The sequence below is a fragment of the Pseudomonas sp. genome, assembly GCF_030150285.1.
Lineage (GTDB): Bacteria > Pseudomonadota > Gammaproteobacteria > Pseudomonadales > Pseudomonadaceae > Aquipseudomonas.
Genome location: NZ_JASLGE010000039.1, coordinates 45,430 through 64,099, shown reverse-complemented (window position 1 = coordinate 64,099; position 18,670 = coordinate 45,430). Strand labels below are relative to the sequence as shown.

At 60.4% G+C, this 18,670-nt stretch carries 16 protein-coding genes; 2 read left to right on the top strand and 14 right to left on the bottom strand.

The window, feature by feature from the left end; translation table 11 throughout:
• From Q1W15_RS09080 to leuC, 14 genes are all read right to left on the bottom strand, one after another.
• A partial coding sequence (locus Q1W15_RS09080; protein WP_300726646.1) for a hypothetical protein occupies positions 1 to 102 on the bottom strand: 102 nt, incomplete at its 3' end.
• Between the two features lie 41 nt (positions 103 to 143).
• Positions 144 to 701 carry a CvpA family protein gene (locus Q1W15_RS09075; RefSeq protein ID WP_300726638.1) on the bottom strand — a complete coding sequence of 186 codons (558 nt, stop codon included), beginning with the start codon at positions 699 to 701 and terminating at the stop codon, positions 144 to 146.
• A 106-nt stretch (positions 702 to 807) separates the two neighbouring features.
• Positions 808 to 1,434 carry an SPOR domain-containing protein gene (locus Q1W15_RS09070; protein WP_300726636.1) on the bottom strand — a complete coding sequence of 209 codons (627 nt, stop codon included), beginning with the start codon at positions 1,432 to 1,434 and terminating at the stop codon, positions 808 to 810.
• On the bottom strand, positions 1,418 to 2,725 hold the full coding sequence (folC, locus tag Q1W15_RS09065; RefSeq protein ID WP_300726634.1) for a bifunctional tetrahydrofolate synthase/dihydrofolate synthase: 1,308 nt from the start codon (positions 2,723 to 2,725) through the stop codon (positions 1,418 to 1,420). Before folC ends, Q1W15_RS09070 begins: the two co-directional genes overlap by 17 nt.
• Entirely contained in the window at positions 2,722 to 3,642 is a 921-nt protein-coding gene (gene accD, locus Q1W15_RS09060; protein ID WP_300726632.1) for an acetyl-CoA carboxylase, carboxyltransferase subunit beta, read from the bottom strand. Before accD ends, folC begins: the two co-directional genes overlap by 4 nt.
• A 268-nt stretch (positions 3,643 to 3,910) precedes the next feature.
• Positions 3,911 to 4,534, bottom strand: coding sequence for a phosphoribosylanthranilate isomerase (locus Q1W15_RS09055; protein WP_300726630.1), 624 nt, complete (start codon positions 4,532 to 4,534; stop codon positions 3,911 to 3,913).
• Between the two features lie 63 nt (positions 4,535 to 4,597).
• Positions 4,598 to 5,422 carry a tRNA pseudouridine(38-40) synthase TruA gene (gene truA, locus Q1W15_RS09050; RefSeq protein WP_300726643.1) on the bottom strand — a complete coding sequence of 275 codons (825 nt, stop codon included), beginning with the start codon at positions 5,420 to 5,422 and terminating at the stop codon, positions 4,598 to 4,600.
• A 167-nt stretch (positions 5,423 to 5,589) separates the two neighbouring features.
• Positions 5,590 to 7,989 carry a FimV/HubP family polar landmark protein gene (locus Q1W15_RS09045; RefSeq protein WP_300726628.1) on the bottom strand — a complete coding sequence of 800 codons (2,400 nt, stop codon included), beginning with the start codon at positions 7,987 to 7,989 and terminating at the stop codon, positions 5,590 to 5,592.
• Positions 7,990 to 8,168: 179 nt separating this feature from the next.
• The gene (locus tag Q1W15_RS09040; protein ID WP_300726626.1) at positions 8,169 to 9,179 is read right to left on the bottom strand and encodes an aspartate-semialdehyde dehydrogenase; all 1,011 of its coding nucleotides are present in this window, start codon (positions 9,177 to 9,179) and stop codon (positions 8,169 to 8,171) included.
• Positions 9,180 to 9,334: 155 nt separating this feature from the next.
• Entirely contained in the window at positions 9,335 to 10,447 is a 1,113-nt protein-coding gene (gene asd / locus Q1W15_RS09035; protein WP_300726624.1) for an aspartate-semialdehyde dehydrogenase, read from the bottom strand.
• Positions 10,448 to 10,515: 68 nt separating this feature from the next.
• Positions 10,516 to 11,598: a 3-isopropylmalate dehydrogenase gene (leuB, locus tag Q1W15_RS09030; protein WP_300726622.1), complete on the bottom strand. Its 1,083-nt coding sequence runs from the start codon at positions 11,596 to 11,598 to the stop codon at positions 10,516 to 10,518.
• A 59-nt stretch (positions 11,599 to 11,657) separates the two neighbouring features.
• The gene (locus Q1W15_RS09025) at positions 11,658 to 12,434 is read right to left on the bottom strand and encodes a class I SAM-dependent methyltransferase (RefSeq protein ID WP_300726620.1); all 777 of its coding nucleotides are present in this window, start codon (positions 12,432 to 12,434) and stop codon (positions 11,658 to 11,660) included.
• 129 nt (positions 12,435 to 12,563) lie between these two features.
• Positions 12,564 to 13,208: a 3-isopropylmalate dehydratase small subunit gene (gene leuD, locus Q1W15_RS09020; protein ID WP_300726618.1), complete on the bottom strand. Its 645-nt coding sequence runs from the start codon at positions 13,206 to 13,208 to the stop codon at positions 12,564 to 12,566.
• Between the two features lie 10 nt (positions 13,209 to 13,218).
• Positions 13,219 to 14,637 carry a 3-isopropylmalate dehydratase large subunit gene (gene leuC, locus Q1W15_RS09015; protein WP_300726616.1) on the bottom strand — a complete coding sequence of 473 codons (1,419 nt, stop codon included), beginning with the start codon at positions 14,635 to 14,637 and terminating at the stop codon, positions 13,219 to 13,221.
• Between the two features lie 132 nt (positions 14,638 to 14,769).
• Here leuC and Q1W15_RS09010 point away from each other — a divergent pair, with 132 nt between their 5' ends.
• Together Q1W15_RS09010 and Q1W15_RS09005 are read left to right on the top strand one after the other, a co-directional pair.
• On the top strand, positions 14,770 to 15,663 hold the full coding sequence (locus Q1W15_RS09010; protein ID WP_300726614.1) for a LysR family transcriptional regulator: 894 nt from the start codon (positions 14,770 to 14,772) through the stop codon (positions 15,661 to 15,663).
• A 62-nt stretch (positions 15,664 to 15,725) separates the two neighbouring features.
• The gene (locus Q1W15_RS09005) at positions 15,726 to 18,641 is read left to right on the top strand and encodes a bifunctional diguanylate cyclase/phosphodiesterase (protein ID WP_300726611.1); all 2,916 of its coding nucleotides are present in this window, start codon (positions 15,726 to 15,728) and stop codon (positions 18,639 to 18,641) included.
• Positions 18,642 to 18,670 lie beyond the last annotated feature (29 nt).

The following is an 18,670-nucleotide window of genomic DNA, read 5'->3' as shown; positions in this document are numbered from 1 at the left end:
AATACCGGCAGCATCCTGGCCGCGGTGCTGGAGGACGGTTAGCGCGTCATACAGCGCCTGATTGACGTTCGACTTACCGACGATACCGACGATGCCACACATGCGACGCAACCCCTACTTAATGGATCTGAACTGAACACCACTCACCTGGACTGAGTCGCCGGCAAGAGATGCTCCTTGAACGGAATATCAGCGGGTACGCTGATACCGCTGGCCAACCACTGACTGCTCCACCCCAAAATGAGGTTTTTGGACCAGTCAGCGACCAATAGAAAATGTGGCACGAGCCTGGACTCCTGCCACCACGAATCTTGCTGTACCGGCCCCAGGCTCAATAGCCCGACGGCCACGACCACCAGCAGCGCGCCACGCGCAGCGCCAAAGGCCATGCCGAGAAAACGGTCGGTCCCGGACAGCCCGGTGACGCGAATCAGTTCGCCGATAAGAAAGTTGATCATGGCACCGACCAGCAAGGTGGCGACAAACATGATGGTGCACCCGACGATGACGCGGGCGGAAGGTGTCTGGATATAGCCGTCAAGGTATTGAGACAGTGAACCACCGAACATCCAGGCAACGACCCCGGCAATGATCCAGGTGCACAGCGACAGGGCTTCCTTGACGAAGCCGCGCTTTAAGCTGATCAAAGCGGAGATGGCGACAATTGCAGCGATCGCCCAGTCAACCCAGGTAAATGGCACAGTTCAGCCTACGGATAGATAAGGCGGCGCATTTTAGCAGAGCGCCGCCTCTCAAGTCAGGCGATTTATCAGCGCTTTGACCATCAGATTGAACCTTTTTGCCGCTTCACTCACGCTCAGGCTGAAAGCGCACCACAAAACCTTTGAGATTCTGCTGTTTGCCCAGCAAATCACGCAATCGATCCGCTTCGGCACGTTCCAGCAACGGGCCGACAAACACCCGGTTCATGCCTCCAGAGGTACGGACATAAGCGTTATACCCTTGATTCCTCAAGGTTTTTTGCAAATTGTCGGCACTTGCCCGATTGGACAGGCTAACCAGTTGAATCGACCAACTGATCGGCAAGCCATTGGCGTCGACGCGCTTCTGCGTGGTGTCGAGTTTCGCCGGGGCCTGAGCGACCGTTTGCGCCGGTGTTACGGCAGGCGGCTTGGGTGCTGCTACCACCGGTTTTGGCGCGACCGGTGCAACAGGTGCCGGGGCGGGTTGCGCCACCACTTCCTGCTCGGCCGGGGCCGGCTCTTGTGCAATCTCCTGGGGTTCTGGCACCGCCACTGGCTCTACCTGAACCGGTGCCATCACGGGCATCGACGGTGCAGCTGGCGCGTCCACGATGACCTGACGCTGTTCATCTTCACGCGAGAACAGCATCGGCAGGAAAATGACAGCCAGCGCCACCAACACCAGGGCACCCACCATCCGTTGTTTGTAGACCTTATCCAATAAAGCCATTCACAGCCTCCTGCCCAGCATGCCGCTCCAACCACTCAAGCGCTTCAGCGACACAATAAAATGATCCAAACAACAGGATTTCGTCTTCAGGGCGCGCCTGTTCACACTGCGCCTCAAGCGCTGCCGCCACGCTCCCGTAAACCGAAACCGATGCTCCCAGCGCCTGCAACTGCGCCTGAATATCGGCCGCCGAACGCGTGCGCCCGGTGGCCAGCGGCGTTACCGCCCAATGCTCAACCAGCGGGGCCAGGGCCGACACTACGCCATTGAGGTCCTTGTCGGCCAGCAGGCCAAACACCGCCAGGCGCTTGCCCGCCACCGGGCGCTGCTGCAACCGCTCGGCCAGGTACTCGGCCGCATGGGGGTTGTGGCCCACATCCAGCATCAGGTTCAGCGGTTTGCCCTGCCAATGAATCACGCGACGGTCCAGACGACCGGTCACGTGTGCCGCCCGCAATGCATCGATGATGCGCTCCGGCTGCCAGGGCAAATCCATCACGGCATACGCCTGCAGCGCCAAGGCGGCGTTTTCCATCGGCAAATCCAGCAGCGGCAGGTCGTGCAAAGCAATCGCCTGCCCGAGCGCGTTGCGCCCTTGCCATTGCCAGCTCTGCTCGGTGACCGTGAGGTCGAATTCGCGACCGCGCACAAACAGTGGGCAGCCCAGTTCTCGCGCTTTCTCCAGCAGGGGCTGCGGCGGGTTCGTGTCGCCGCACAACGCGGGTTTACCCGCACGAAAGATGCCCGCCTTCTCAAAGGCCACCGACTCCCGGGTGTTGCCCAGGTACTCGATATGGTCGACGCCAATGCTGGTGACCAGCGCCACGTCGGCATCCACCAAATTGACGGCATCCAGCCGCCCACCCAGGCCCACTTCCAGCACCACGGCATCCAGATCCGAATGCTCGAACAGCCAGAATGCCGCCAGGGTACCCATTTCGAAGTACGTCAGCGACGTATCGCCCCGCCCTGCTTCCAGCGCCGCGAACGCCTCGCAGAGCCGCTCGTCCGACACCTCGACACCGTCGATCTGCACCCGCTCGTTGTAACGCAGCAGGTGGGGCGAGCTATAAACCCCCACCTTCAGGCCTTGTGCGCGCAGCAGTGAAGCCACAAAGGCACAGGTCGAGCCTTTGCCATTGGTGCCCGTAACCGTTACCACCCGAGGCGCAGGCTTTTGCAGGCCCATGCGGTTCGTTACCTCGCGCGCGCGGTCCAGCCCCATGTCGATGGCAGATGGATGCAACTGTTCAAGATAGGCGAGCCACTCGCCAAGGGTGCGCTGGGTCATAGGTTCGCCGGAGCCGGCGGAACCACGATGGCTTCTACGGGCGTTGCGATAAACACCGGCGTTGGCAGGCCCATCATTTGGGCCAGCAGGCTACCCAGACGCGGACGCAGTTCCTGGCGGGCGATGATCAAGTCGATCGCACCATGATCCAGCAGGAATTCGCTGCGCTGGAAGCCTTCCGGCAGCTTTTCACGCACGGTCTGTTCAATCACACGCGGGCCGGCAAAACCGATCAGCGCTTTGGGCTCAGCCACAATCACGTCACCGAGCATCGCCAGGCTGGCCGAAACGCCGCCATACACCGGGTCAGTCAGTACCGAGATAAACGGAATGCCTTCTTCACGCAGACGCGCCAGCACCGCAGAGGTCTTGGCCATTTGCATCAGGGAGATCAGCGCTTCTTGCATCCGCGCACCGCCAGAGGCCGCGAAACAGATCATCGGGCAGCGATGTTCGAGGGCATAGTTGGCCGCGCGGACAAAACGCTCACCGACAATAGCGCCCATCGAGCCGCCCATGAACGAGAATTCAAACGCCGACACCACCACTGGCATACCCAGCAACGTACCGCTCATGGACACCAGCGCGTCTTTTTCGCCGGTCTGCTTTTGCGCAGCCACCAGACGGTCCTTGTACTTCTTGCTGTCGCGGAATTTCAGGCGGTCAACCGGTTCCAGTTCGGCACCCAGTTCCTGACGGCCTTCGGCGTCCAGGAAGATGTTGATGCGCGCGCGCGCGCCGATGCGCATGTGGTGATTGCACTTGGGGCAAACGTCCAGGGTCTTTTCCAGCTCTGGACGATAAAGCACGGCGTCGCAAGACGGGCATTTGTGCCACAGGCCTTCAGGTACCGAGCTCTTTTTGACCTCGGAACGCATGATCGAAGGAATCAGCTTGTCTACCAACCAGTTGCTCATGCTTTCTTTCTCCAGTACCGGCGACCTGAACCCGTGGGTTCAAGCCCCGTGTATGCCCTTGAGCTAAATTCATTAGATGTACGGCGATGATTGACCCAAGCGCGGTCTGCACACGGCAAACCCACCCCCTTCGCAACCCTCAGCCTTCCTGGCAGCACGCCGCACAGCGGCCGCCATGTTAATTTTTGCCCGTCAACCCACCAGGCCCGACTGCTTTTTACAGCGGTCATGATGGACGGTGGCAGACTGCCAACCGTCACATTGAGCCTCAGTATGTTGCGCGAACCGTTTTCATAAAGGCTTGAATCTTAACGTGATCCTTGATGCCCTTGGCCTTTTCTACGCCGCCGCTGACATCCACGGCGTAAGGTTTGACCCGAGCAATGGCTTCGGCCACGTTGTCGACCGTGAGACCGCCGGCCAGAATAATCGGCGTGCTCAACCCCTGCGGGATCAATGACCAGTCAAAGGCCTGCCCCGTTCCGCCGGGTATGCCTTCGACGTAAGCATCCAGCAAAATACCGCTGGCACTTTTATACGCCGCGCAAGCCGCCGCGATGTCATCGCCCGCTTTCACGCGCAGCGCCTTGATATACGGCCGATGAAACCCTTCGCACTGCTCGGCGGTTTCATCGCCATGAAATTGCAGCAAATCCAGCGGCACGGCATCCAGGGTTTCATTAAGCTCGCACGCACTGGCGTTGACGAACAACCCCACCGTGGTGACGAACGGCGGCAAAGCCGCAATGATTGCTCGCGCCTGCCCGGCGCTTACTGCGCGCGGGCTTTTGGCGTAGAACACAAACCCAATGGCGTCAGCCCCGGCGGCAACCGCGGCCAACGCGTCCTCTATGCGGGTAATACCGCAGATCTTGCTTCGAACGACGGACATCTGGAATACACCCCGTGGCTTAAGCGCGAAAGCCCCGGATGGTAACAAATGCTTATCCGGGCGTCAGCCGCCGAGTTCGGTAAATCCCGTCAGGAAATGTGGGCCGATATACCGCTGCGGTAACTCAAACTCGTCCTTGTATTCCACCTGCACCAGGTACAACCCGTACGGGTGCGCGGTCACGCCCCCTGAGCGGCGCTCGCGGCTTTCGAGCACCTCCCGGATCCACTCTACGGGCCTTTCGCCTGCGCCAATGGTCATCAGGACACCGGCGATATTGCGCACCATGTGGTGCAGAAAAGCGCTGGCGCGGATGTCCAGCACGATCATCTGACCATGACGGGTCACCCGCAGGTGGTGCATTTCCTTGATCGGTGATTTGGCCTGGCACTGACCCGCGCGAAAAGCGCTGAAGTCATGCACGCCCAGCAGATACTGCGCAGCCTCGGCCATGCGTTCGACATCCAGCGGACGGTGGTTCCAGGTCACTTCCTGGTTGAGATGGGCCGGACGGATCTGGTCGTTGTAGATCACATAGCGATAGCGCCGGGCGATGGCCTTGAAGCGCGCGTGAAAGTGCGCGGGCATGACCTTGGCCCAACTGACACTGATGTCATGGGGCAAATTGATGTTGGCCCCCATCACCCAGGCTTTCAGGGAACGTTCGGCCCGGGTATCGAAGTGCACCACTTGCCCGCACGCATGAACACCGGCATCGGTGCGCCCGGCGCACGACACGGTAACGGGCGATGCCGCCACTTTCGACAACGCGTTCTCCAGGGTTTCCTGGACGGTCAGCACGCCACTGGCCTGGCGCTGCCAGCCACAGTAACGCGAACCTTTGTATTCCACGCCCAACGCGATTCGGGAAAAGCCTTCGGCAGCCATTTCTGCTGCCGGGTTATCTATATTTGCCAAGGACTTACAGCCTGCTCATAAACGCATAGGCGGCCATTATAAGGCGCACCCGCCAAGACGCCATGCATCATGTGGCCCGCGCAGAAAAAACAACGGCAGCCCTGAAGGCTGCCGCTGGGCATCACGGTGACAACGTATCAGACAAGGCGCGCGAGCATTTCTTGTGCTTCGCCCTGCTGCTGCTCGCTGCCTTCGTTCAGCACTTCGTTGAGGATGTCCCGGGCACCGTCGCTATCGCCCATGTCGATATAGGCCTGCGCCAGATCGAGTTTGGTGGCGGCTTCATCAGCGCCCGACAGAAAATCGAACTCAGGCTCATCGTCGACAGCCAGAGGCGCATCCGTAAAGGGCATATCCATCGCGGGTTGTTCAAGGTCTTGAGACAGGCGCCGCAGCTCAGCATTGACCTTGTCCAGCTCAATGGAAAAGCTGTCGGGTGCCGCTTCAGGTGATACGGTTTCATCCGCCAGCGACAAATCAAAGTCAGCCGGCAGATCGAACGCCGATGACGGATCGACTGGCTCCTGGGCATCCGCTTGCTGTTTGAGCACCGCATCAAAATCCACTGCCGCGCTGGCGACCGGCTTAACCGGGTCTGCTGGCAACGCTGCGGGTGAAGCGGCTTCGAGCTCGTCAAGGCTCAAGTCGAAATCGTCATCAAACGGGTCTGCAGGCGGTTTGGCCACAGGTTCAGCCTCGACAACCCGGTCATCACGCATCATCTCCCTGACGAAATCGGACTGCAATTGAGCCGCCACAGCGGCCGAGGCGATGCCCGTGGCGACGGCCATCGTCGGGTAACGTTTTTTCAACTGTTCGACTTCGGCGTAATTGCGGCCATTGGCAATCAGTTGACGCTCTTGCGCAATAAACGCCTCCCGCTCGTCCAGCTCCCCGTACACCTGCATCAGTTTCAGACGCAGATCACTGCGCTGAGGCGCGCGCTCAATCGCCCCTTTGAGCAACTTCACCGCTTCGTAAAACTGAACCTGGCGGATCAGATCATCAGCGCGATCCAGTACATCATCATCGGCGCTGGCCGGTGGCACGTTCACGGGTGCAGAGGTCACTGGCACCGGTGCCGCTGCTGGCTCGGGTTCGGCGCTTGGCGCGGGTGCAGCCTGAAGGTTGACACTGCGCGGCGGCGTTTCAAGCCCTTCGAAGCTGCTTTGCGGCAAGTCGAGGTCCGAGGCAAACTCGGCTTCTTCCTCTTCGAGCTCAAGCGCCCGCGCCATGCGCAGGTGCCGTTCGGATGCCTGCTGCGCCTTGCGGCGGCGCAAGAACAGCAACAACAGCAACAGTAACAACACTGCTGCCCCCCCGATCACCCCAGCCAATGCCGGGCTGCCCAGCAGGTGTTGAAGGTTGCGTTCATCGGCTGCGGCGTCGCCCTCAACCGGAGCAGGCGGTATGGCGGTCGCGGGGGAGCCCTGTGCAGCCGGTGCTATGTCGGCCTCCGGGCCGTCAAGCGCCGCGTCCAATTGGGCGGGCACCTCTACCGAGGTGTCGAGCGGTTCACCGCTCTGCGCCTGGAGCCTGGCCAACTGATCGTTTTTCAACGCAATCAGCCGCTGCAGTTTGTCCAGCTGGCTTTGCAGGTCGGTCATGCGGCTTTGCAACTCGGCATTTTCACGCCGGCTGGTATCCAGGCTTTCCTGGGTGGTGGCCAGCTTGTCGCTCAGTTGTTTGGCATCGCCTGTTGCGCCCTTGCCGTTGCCCGGCTGAGCCGCTACCAGGCTCAGGTTATCGCTGGCCGTGGCCTGGGCGGGCCGGGCAGGTGCGACAGGGGTACGCCCGGTGGCATCCAGTTGCTGAGCCAGCGGCGTGGTGCGCCGGCCGCTGCGCCAGTCGGCGTTCTGCGAGGCCACTTCGGCGACCGCCTTGGCATGCGGCAACTGAGTGCTTTGCCCGGCATCCGGCAGGCGCAGTACTTGCCCGGTTTTCAACCGGTTAATGTTGCCGTTGATAAAGGCATCCGGGTTGAGCGCTTGAATGGCCAGCATCGTTTGTTGCACCGAGCCGCCATTGCGCGCCTTCGCGGCGATTTCCCACAAGGTGTCACGCGCCGTGGTGGTGTGCTGCCCGGGCGTAACGACCGCCACTGGCTGCGAAGCCGCCGCGACGGTCTGGGGCGAGAACTTGGCCGGGTCGAGTAACACGCTGTAATCACGCAGCAAGCGACCGCTGGGCCACATCACCTGCACCAGGAACTTCACGAAGGGTTCGGACAACGGCTGGCTGGAGGTGACGCGCAGCACGCTCTTGCCATCAGCCTGAATCACCGGTGTGAAACGCAAATCTTCCAGATAAGCCGGGCGCGGCACGCCGGCCTTGGCAAATTCGTCGGCAGGCGCAAGGCCTGGAATCACTTCAGCGGCGGTCAGGTCCTTGACGTCCAGCAGTTCAATTTCAGCCAACAAGGGTTGGTTCTGAGTCGACTTCAGGGTCAGCTCTCCGAGCTCCAGCGCCTGAACCAGGCCGGATGACAGCGCCGAAGCGGCGGCTATTGCTAACACTAATTTACGAACCTGAACCATAGCCTCTTCCTTATGGGTACAGGCCTCGTCTCACGAGACCTGTATAGCTGCTGCCTGAAAACAGGCCATGAGGCGTGTGCCTGCATGTGCGCTGTCGCGTTACTTTGGTAAGCCCTGACAGCAGCTTGACTGCGACGACCGACGTTGGAGCCATGCTGAAAATTGTCGCCAAGTATCTTTTACAGCACGTCTTTTATCAACAACTGCGCCAGTTGCACGGCGTTTAGCGCGGCACCTTTACGTACATTGTCAGACGCCACCCACAGATTAAGTTCCGACGTGTCGTCCACACCATGACGAACCCTGCCCACATAGACCACGTCCTGACCGACCGCATCCCCCACCGCTGTCGGGTAATCCCCCGCATCGACCAGCTCGATGCCCTCTGCCGCTTCCAGCGCTGCATTGACCGCGCCCAGGTCTACCGCACCGGCCAATTGCAACGACACACTAAAGCTATCGCCAAAAAACACAGGCGCTTGAGCACAGGTCACCGATATTTTCAGCGCTGGCATACCGAGGACTTCACGCAATTCTGTCACTAGACGTTTTTCCAGGGGCACATGCCCTTGCGCACCCGGCTTGCCCACCTGCGCCAGCAGGTTAAACGCCATCTGACGATCGAAAAACGTCGACTCCAACGGGCGCAAGTTCAGTAACTCCGCGGTCTGGCGTGCCAGCTCGGACACCGCTTCGCGCCCTTGAGCCGATACCGCCAGGCAAGCAGTCACATTCACCCGCTGAATATCCAGCACCGCGCGCAACGGTGCCAATACCACCGCCAACGCGGTAGCAGACGGGCTTGGGCTGCTGATGTGTGCCGGTTGGCTCAAGCCCGACAGCACGTGGGCATTGGCCTCAGGCACCACGCGCGGGGCCTGGGCTGGCGTCAACCCGCCCGACAAATCGATGACCATGCACCCGGCGGCACAGGCCTTCTCGGCATAGCTCAAGGTAATGGCCGGGCCAGCCGCAAAAAAGACCAGTTGTACCTGGCTGAAATCGAACACATCGACTTCCCGGACCCGCGTATTTTTGCCGCGAAAAGGCACCGAGCTGCCGGCCGATTCGATACTGGCCAGCAGGTGCAATTGACCGATCGGGACTTGGCGCTCTTCAAGAATCTGGACCAGGGTTTCGCCGACAGTGCCGGTGGCGCCGACGACGGCGATATCAAAGGACTGGCTCATGTGTCTACCTCAGGCGAAACGTGGGGAGCGGCACTTTAACGGGCACGACTCGCAGAGGCAACGCACAGCGACTTTTAGCCGTACCGGCCGGTGAACAGGCCATTAAAAAACCCGCGACTCTTGCGAGAGGCGGGTCATGTGCAGCCAAGGGCGAATCAACGCTCCAGCAGAATCCGCAGCATGCGGCGCAACGGCTCGGCCGCACCCCACAACAGCTGGTCGCCCACGGTGAACGCACCGAGGAACTGCGAACCCATGTTCAGTTTGCGCAAGCGGCCAACCGGCACATTCAGGGTGCCTGTCACTTTGGTCGGGCTCAGCTCTTGCATGCTGATTTCACGCTGGTTGGGCACCAGTTTGACCCACGGGTTGTGCTGGCTGATCAAACCTTCGATGTCCGCAATGGGCACATCCTTGTTCAGCTTGATGGTCAATGCCTGGCTGTGGCAACGCATGGCACCGATGCGCACGCAAATGCCGTCCACCGGAACCGGGTTTTTGAAGCGACCCAGGATCTTGTTGGTTTCAGCCTGCGCTTTCCACTCTTCACGGCTTTGACCGTTTGGCAGTTCCTTGTCGATCCACGGAATCAGGCTACCGGCCAATGGCACGCCGAAGTTCTCGGTCGGGTAGGCATCACTGCGCATGGCTTCAGCCACACGACGGTCGATATCGAGGATGGCGCTGGCCGGGTCGGCCAGTTGATCGGCAACGGCGGCATGAGTGGCCCCCATTTGCTTGATCAGCTCGCGCATGTTCTGCGCGCCGGCACCCGAGGCCGCCTGATAGGTCATGGCGCTCATCCATTCCACCAGGCCCGCTTCGAACAGGCCGCCCAGGCCCATCAACATCAGGCTGACAGTACAGTTGCCGCCAATGTAGTTCTTGGTGCCCGCATCCAGTTGCTGATCGATCACCCGACGGTTGACCGGATCCAGGATGATCACGGCGTCATCCTGCATGCGCAGGGTCGATGCCGCATCGATCCAATACCCTTGCCAGCCCGCCTCGCGCAGCTTGGGGAACACCTCACTGGTGTAGTCGCCGCCCTGGCAGGTCAGAATGACATCGAGGGTTTTTAACTCTTCAATGTTGTAAGCATCCTTCAGCGGGGCAATGTCTTTGCCCACGGAAGGACCTTGCCCACCGACATTGGAGGTAGTGAAAAACACCGGCTCGATCAGATCGAAATCCTGCTCTTCCAGCATCCGCTGCATGAGCACGGAACCAACCATACCGCGCCAACCGACCAGACCTACACGTTTCATCGCAACTACACCTTTAACAAAAAGTGGGGTCGTTACTTCCACCAACAGGAAGTAACGGGCCCGAGAGATTACAGATTCTGTAGCGCCGCGACTACTGCATCGCCCATTTCCTGTGTTCCGACCTTGGTGCAACCCGCCGACCAGATGTCACCGGTGCGCAAGCCCTGGTCCAGAACACGGCTGACAGCCAACTCGATCGCGTGCGCAACGGCCTGCTCGTTAAAGCTGTAACGCAACATCATCGACACCGACAAAATGGTCGCCAGCGGGTTGGCAATGCCCTGCCCCGCGATGTCAGGTGCCGAACCGTGGCACGGCTCGTACAAGCCCTTGTTGTCAGCATCCAGCGAAGCCGATGGCAGCATGCCGATGGAACCGGTCAGCATCGAGGCTTCGTCCGACAGAATGTCGCCAAACATGTTGTCGGTGACGATCACGTCGAATTGCTTGGGCGCACGCACCAGTTGCATGGCCGCGTTATCAACGTACATGTGGCTCAGTTCGATATCCGGGTAGTCCTGGGCCACTTGCTCGACAACTTCACGCCACAGTTGGCTGGACGCCAGCACGTTGGCCTTGTCCACCGAGCACAGTTTTTTGCCGCGTACACGGGCCATGTCGAAGCCCACGCGGGCAATGCGACGGATTTCGCTTTCGCTGTACGGCAGGGTGTCGTAGGCCTGACGCTCGCCATTTTCCAGCTCGCGGGTGCCTCGTGGTGCGCCAAAGTAAATGCCGCCAGTCAATTCACGAACGATCAGGATATCCAGGCCCGCGACGATTTCTGGCTTGAGGCTCGACGCATCGGCCAGTTGCGGGTACAGAATCGCCGGGCGCAGGTTACCGAACAGGCCCAGTTGCGAACGCAGCTTCAGCAGGCCGCGCTCAGGGCGGATATCACGCTCAATCTTGTCCCATTTCGGGCCGCCCACGGCACCCAGCAGCACGGCGTCTGCAGCACGGGCACGCTCCAGGGTTTCGTCAGCCAGTGGCACGCCATGCTTGTCGATGGCCGCGCCGCCGATCACGTCATGGCTCAGCACGACGTCAAGGTTGAACTTCTCGTTCGCCGCTTCCAGCACTTTGACGGCCTGGGCCATGATTTCCGGGCCAATACCGTCACCTGGGAGAATCAGAATACGCTTGCTCATGGGTTCCTCTTTTTTGTCTGAGTGGTGCCCCCGCGGGCGCACCTGAAAAGGGTCAGGGATCAGCCCTGCGACTTCTCGCACCACAGCACCAAAACATCCGTGCTGAACGTGCCATCGGCCTGAATTTCAAAATAATCGCGCACCTCGGTGCCCATCGACTGTTGCAGCTCGCGAATGGCGGCACTCATAACGGGCGGCGTACGCATGCGCTCGATCCAGGAGGTGAACTCTAAACGTAAACGCTGACGCTGTGTGCTGCGCGTGTGCAGCCCCGCCTCGCTGACCTGACGCAACCATTCACCGGCCGAGTAATCCCGCACATGACTGGTGTCGCGCAGTACTTCAACGCTCTGCAAGTAGGTGTCGAACAAAGGGCTGCCGGGGGACATCACATCAATAAAGGCCGCCACACCGCCGGGCTTGAGCACCCGACGCACTTCGCGCAAGGCCTGGCCGAGGTCGCTCCAGTGGTGCGCCGAATAACGGCTCAGCACGTAATCGAACTCGGCGTCGGCAAATGGCAAGCGCTCGGCGGCACCGCACACGGTGGTGATGTTGTGCAAACTCCGCTCAGTGGCCGCAGCGCTGACCACATCGAGCATTTGCTGCGACAGGTCGTAGGCCACCACCTCGTTGACCAGCGCGGCCACGTGAAAACTCACATGGCCCGCGCCGCACCCCAGGTCCAGCACGCGGGCGTGAGTCTTGCCCGCCAGTTCGGCCTTCAGCAGGGCAAATTCGGTGCCTTGGGCGTGCACAGTGCTGCTCAGATAGGCCGAGGCCTGTTCACCGAATTGTTTTTGAACAACCTGGCTGTGTTGGGCGGTGCTGGTCATGCTGAATACCCTTAATTGCACATTTTGTGTGGGCGCGGACCGGCTCGCGATACAGGCACCCCAGGCTCACAACACACCGTGGTAATACCTTCGCGAGCCAGCACGCGCCTACAGGAGGAGCGAGCCTTTTTAAGCGTCGCGGAACAACCACGGCTGACTGGCGCGGTGCTTGCCTTCAAACGCGGCAATCGCCTCGTGGTCTTGCAAGGTCAGGCCAATGTCATCCAGGCCATTGAGCAGGCAATGCTTGCGAAACGCATCGATCTCAAAGCTCAGCACTTTGCCATCCGGGCGGGTGACGGTTTGTGCTTGCAGGTCAATCGTCAACTGATAGCCCGGTTCGGCTTCTACCTGGGCAAACAGTTCATCAACGTCGGCATCGCTCAAAATGATCGGCAACAAGCCGTTTTTGAAGCTGTTATTGAAGAAGATGTCGGCATAACTGGGCGCGATGATGCTGCGAAAGCCGTACTCTTCCAGCGCCCAGGGCGCGTGTTCACGGCTTGAGCCGCAACCGAAGTTTTCACGGGCCAGCAACACACTGGCCCCCTGATAGCGTTCGTTGTTGAGCACAAAATCGGTGTTCAACGGGCGCTTGGAGTTGTCCTGGTACGGTTGGCCCACGTCCAGGTAGCGCCACTCATCAAACAGGTTCGGGCCAAAGCCGGTGCGCTTGATCGACTTCAAAAACTGCTTGGGAATGATTTGGTCGGTGTCGACGTTGGCGCGATCCAAAGGTGCGACAAGCCCGGTGTGCTGGGTAAAAGCTTTCATGCTGCGCTCCTCAGATCAATTCGCGGACGTCGATAAAACGACCGTTTACAGCGGCAGCGGCGGCCATGGCCGGGCTGACCAAATGGGTACGCCCCCCCGCGCCCTGACGGCCTTCAAAGTTACGGTTGGAGGTGGACGCGCAGTGCTCGCCCGACTCCAGGCGGTCCGGGTTCATCGCCAGGCACATCGAGCAGCCCGGCTCGCGCCACTCAAAACCGGCTTCCAGGAAGATTTTGTCCAGGCCTTCGGATTCCGCCTGCGCTTTCACCAGGCCCGAGCCCGGCACCACGATGGCCTGCTTGATGGTGGACGCCACTTTGCGGCCCTTGGCAATCACCGCAGCGGCACGCAGGTCTTCAATGCGCGAGTTGGTGCACGAGCCGATAAACACACGGTCCAGTTGAATGTCGGTAATGGCCTGATTGGCGCTCAAGCCCATGTACTTCAAGGCGCGTTCAATAGAGCCACGCTTGACCAGGTCAGCTTCCTGCGCCGGATCGGGCACGTTCTGATCCACGGCCAAGACCATTTCGGGCGACGTGCCCCAGCTCACTTGCGGCTTGATCTGGGCAGCATCGAGCTCAATCACGGTGTCGAAGTGCGCGTCGGCATCAGACACCAGGTCTTTCCAGGCCTCTACCGCCAAGTCCCATTCCGCGCCTTTTGGGGAAAAAGGGCGGCCCTTGACGTATTCAACGGTTTTCTCATCGGCCGCCACCAGGCCCACACGGGCACCGGCTTCGATGGACATGTTGCAGATGGTCATGCGGCCTTCGACGGACAGGTCGCGAATGGCGCTGCCGGCAAATTCAATGGCATGGCCATTACCGCCAGCGGTGCCGATTTTGCCGATCACCGCCAGCACGATGTCCTTGGCGGTCACGCCGAACGGCAATTGCCCTTCAACGCTCACCCGCATGTTTTTCATTTTTTTGGCCACCAGGCACTGCGTGGCGAGCACGTGCTCCACCTCGGAGGTGCCGATGCCATGGGCCAATGCGCCAAACGCGCCGTGGGTGGAGGTGTGGGAGTCGCCACACACCACGGTCATGCCCGGCAAGGTTGCGCCCTGCTCCGGGCCGATCACGTGAACGATGCCCTGACGTACGTCATTCATCTTGAATTCAGTGATGCCATATTCGTCACAGTTGTCGTCGAGGGTTTGCACCTGCAAACGGGACACCTGGTCAGCAATGGCCTCGATCCCGCCTTTGCGCTCCGGCGTGGTCGGTACGTTGTGGTCCGGGGTCGCGATGTTGGCATCGATGCGCCAAGGCTTGCGCCCTGCCAGGCGCAGGCCTTCAAAGGCTTGCGGTGACGTCACTTCGTGAATGATATGACGGTCGATGTAGATCAGCGCCGAACCATCGTCGCGCTGCTTGACCAAATGCGAATCCCAGAGCTTGTCGTAGAGCGTTTTGCCGGCCATCAGACGGTTTCCTCATCAGCTACTTTCTGTGCCAATAACCACTTGGCTTGTGAGGTCGATGCTATGGCGTTACAGTGAATAACTCAAATTCATAATTTTTATGCTTTGGATAACCGATAGGAATTCGAATAGATGGACCTCGCGAATCTCAATGCTTTTATTGCCATCGCAGAAACCGGCAGCTTCTCGGGAGCCGCAGAGCGCTTGTTTTTGACGCAGCCGGCCATCAGCAAACGCATCGCCAGCATTGAGCAGCAACTTAAGCTGCGGCTGTTTGACCGCCTGGGCCGCGAGGTCAGCCTGACCGAAGCTGGCCGGGCACTGTTGCCGCGCGCCTACCAGATTCTCAACGTACTGGACGACACCCGCCGAGCGCTCAACAACCTCAACGGTGAGGTCAGCGGGCGGTTGACTCTGGCCACCAGCCATCACATTGGCCTGCACCGGTTGCCACCTTTACTGCGCGAGTTCACCCGCACGTACCCCAAGGTTGCGCTGGATATTCAGTTTCTAGATTCGGAAGTTGCCTACGAAGAAATCCTCCACGGCCGCGCCGAACTGGCCGTGATTACCCTTGCCCCCGAACCTCACTCGTTGATTCGCGCCGTGCCCGTGTGGGATGACCCGCTGGACTTTGTGGTTGCCCCAGAACACAGCCTGACCCGACGGGCGGTCGTCAGCATGGCGGACATTGCCCTTCACCCGGCGGTTTTCCCGGGCGGCAACACCTTCACCCACCATATCGTGCAGCGCCTGTTCGAAGCCCAGGGCCTGACGCCCAATATCGCCATGAGCACCAACTACCTGGAAACCATCAAAATGATGGTGTCCATCGGGCTGGCCTGGAGTGTACTGCCTCGCACCATGCTGGATGAACAAGTCGCTTCCGTCTGCCTGCCGGGCATACAACTGACACGCCAGCTAGGCTACATCGTTCATACCGAAAGGACTTTGTCGAATGCCGCACACGCTTTCATGACGCTACTGGATGCTCAGGTCGACAGCCTTCACACTCAGCCGACCTGAGTAGGCAACCTACACAGGCGCAAAACCGCTTCCCGGACTTTTCAGCTCAAGGACCGCCGTCAATGGTAGACACCACCGACGCTGTGCAACCCCAACCCGGTTCAACAGACGTCACCCTGCAATCGCGCGCGCAAGGCTGGCTGGACGCTGGTGACCTGCTCGCCGCCGTCAATGCCGCTCAACTGGCCGCATGGTGTTGGGACCTGGACAGCGGCGACATTCGCTGGTCTGAAGGTGCCCAGGCGGTCTTTGGCCTGAGCCCGAAGCACGCGTTGCCATGCCACCTGGAGCTGTTGCACACCTTGCCCTTCGACAACTGGGCCAAGGCCCAGCGTGCGTTTGAGGCGATTGCCAATGGAGCCCCGCTGGAGCATGTCACTCACCACCGCATCCGCTGGCACGATGCCAGCCTGCGCTGGATCGAAATCCGCGGCAGCCTGTCCACCCGCAAGAACGGCCCGGCGCGCATGATGGGGGTGATTCGCGATGTCACCTCCCAGCGCCAGCGCGAGCAGGCCCTGGACAGCTCTGAACAACGCTTCAGCACCCTGTTTCAGTTGTCTCCACACATGGTCCTGCTGGTGCGCCTTGAAGACGGGCTGATCAGCGAGGCCAATCATTTGCTCGAAAGCCTGCTGGGCTGGCCCCCTGCCGAAGCCATCGGTCGCACCACCGTGGAGCTGGGCCTGTGGCCCGACCCTCAGCAGCGCAGGGCGTTTATTCAGGCCATCCGCAGCCAGGGCGCGGCAGTCAACATGGAAGTGCAACTGCGCAGCCGCAACGGCGAATTGCACGACGGCATCCTCTATGCACAACGGGTCGAACTGCAGGATGAGGCCTACCTGGTCAGCACGTTCCTGGACACCAGCAAACGCAAAGAGGCCGAACAGGCCCTGATCGACAGCCAGGAGCGCCTGGACCTGGCCCTGGACTCGGCGCAACTGGGCACCTGGGACTGGCATATTCCCAGCGGCCGACTCTACGGCTCGGCCAGGGCGGCACGCCTGCACGGCCTCAAGCCCGTGCCATTTAACGACCTGTTCGATGCTTTTTTCGACGGAGTTCCCGAAGAAGAACGCGCCAACATGCGCAACGCCTACCGGGAACTGCGCGACGGCCCTGCCGGCAACTACCAGCTGACGTACCGCGTGCCGCTTGAAAACGGCACCTCGCGCTACCTCGAGTGCCGCGCCAGACTATACCGCGACGCCGCCGGGTCGCCGCTGCGCATGGCCGGCACCCTGCTCGATATCACCGAGCAACAGCGCGCGGGAGCCGCCCTGAAAGCCAGCGAAGAGAAGTTCGCCAAGGCCTTCCACTCAAGCCCCGATGCCATCACCATCAGCGAACTGGCCAGCGGCAACTACCTGGAGGTCAATGACGGTTTTACCCGGTTGACCGGCTACAGCAGCGCCGAGGTCATTGGCCGCAACCCTTACGAACTGGGCATTTGGGGCGAGGCTTCAAAACGTTCGCTGCTGCTCGATGAGCTAGCGCGCAAAGGTCGCATCAGCCACCTGGAAGTCAGCGGGCGGTCGAAACACGGCGACGTGCTTACCGTCGAGATTTCGATTGAACAAATCACCCTCAACGACTTGCCGTGCCTGCTGTTAACCGCCCGTGACATCAGCCAGCTCAAGGCAGCGCAGGCCCAGGTGCGGCACTTGGCTTACCATGACCCGCTGACCAACCTGCCCAACCGTGCCTTGCTGATGGACCGTCTCAGCCAGCAAACCGCACGGCTTAAACTGCATGACCAACGAGGGGCCCTGCTGTTTCTGGACCTCGACCATTTCAAGCACATCAACGACTCGCTGGGCCACCCGGTGGGCGACGTGGTGCTGAACATCATCACCGCTCGCCTCGAAGCCAGCGTGCGCAGCCAGGACACCGTAGCGCGCCTGGGCGGTGACGAATTCGTGGTGTTGCTGACCGGCCTGACAGGCTCGCTCGACGCCGTGACCCAGTCAGTGCGCAACACCGCCGACACCTTGCGCCAACTGCTGGCCGAGCCGATGTTTCTCGACAGCCAGCGCCTTCAAGTCACACCCAGCATCGGCATTGTGCTGCTACCCGATCACGGCACCGTCCCGGCCGACCTGCTCAAACGGGCGGATATTGCACTGTACCGGGCCAAGGATTCGGGGCGCAACACCACGCAACTGTTCCACTTCGACATGCAAACCGCGGCCAGCGAACGCATGCGCATGGAAAATGACTTGCGCACCGCACTGGCCCGCAATGAGTTCAGCCTGCATTTCCAACCGCAGGTCGACGCCCGCCAGAACCGCATCGTCGGGGCTGAAGCACTGGTGCGCTGGCAGCACCCGCAACTGGGCGCGCAATCACCGGCCGAGTTCATCAAGATTCTGGAAGACAGCGGCCTGATCATTGACGTTGGTGCCTGGATTCTCGACGAAGCGTGCCGCTCGCTCGGCCAATTGTTGAGCGAAGGCCTGATTGACCCGGATGACTTCAGCCTGTGTGTGAACATCAGCCCGCGCCAGTTCCGCCAGAATGACTTTGTCGAACACGTACAATCGAGCCTGCGCAAGCATCACCTGCCCTGTTCGATGCTCAAGCTGGAAGTCACCGAAGGCATCGTCATTCAGAACCTGGAAGACACCATCGCCAAAATGCGCCAGTTAATCGCGCTGGGCGTCAGTTTTGCGATGGATGATTTCGGTACCGGTTATTCGTCGCTGACGCACCTCAAGCGCTTGCCCGTCAATACGCTGAAGATCGACCAGTCGTTCGTTCGCGATGCCATCCACGACCCCAACGACGCGGAAATCATCCGGGCGATTGTCGCGATGGCCCGCAGCCTGAAGCTTCAAGTGGTGGCTGAAGGGGTCGAGCAATTACCGCAACTGATGTTTTTACAAAGCCTGGGCTGCCACCTCTACCAAGGCTACCTGCACAGCCGGCCCGTGCCGCTGGCACAGTTCAGGCAACTGCTGCTGCAAGCGACCGTATAGGCACCGCACGCGCTGCCCGGGTCACACCG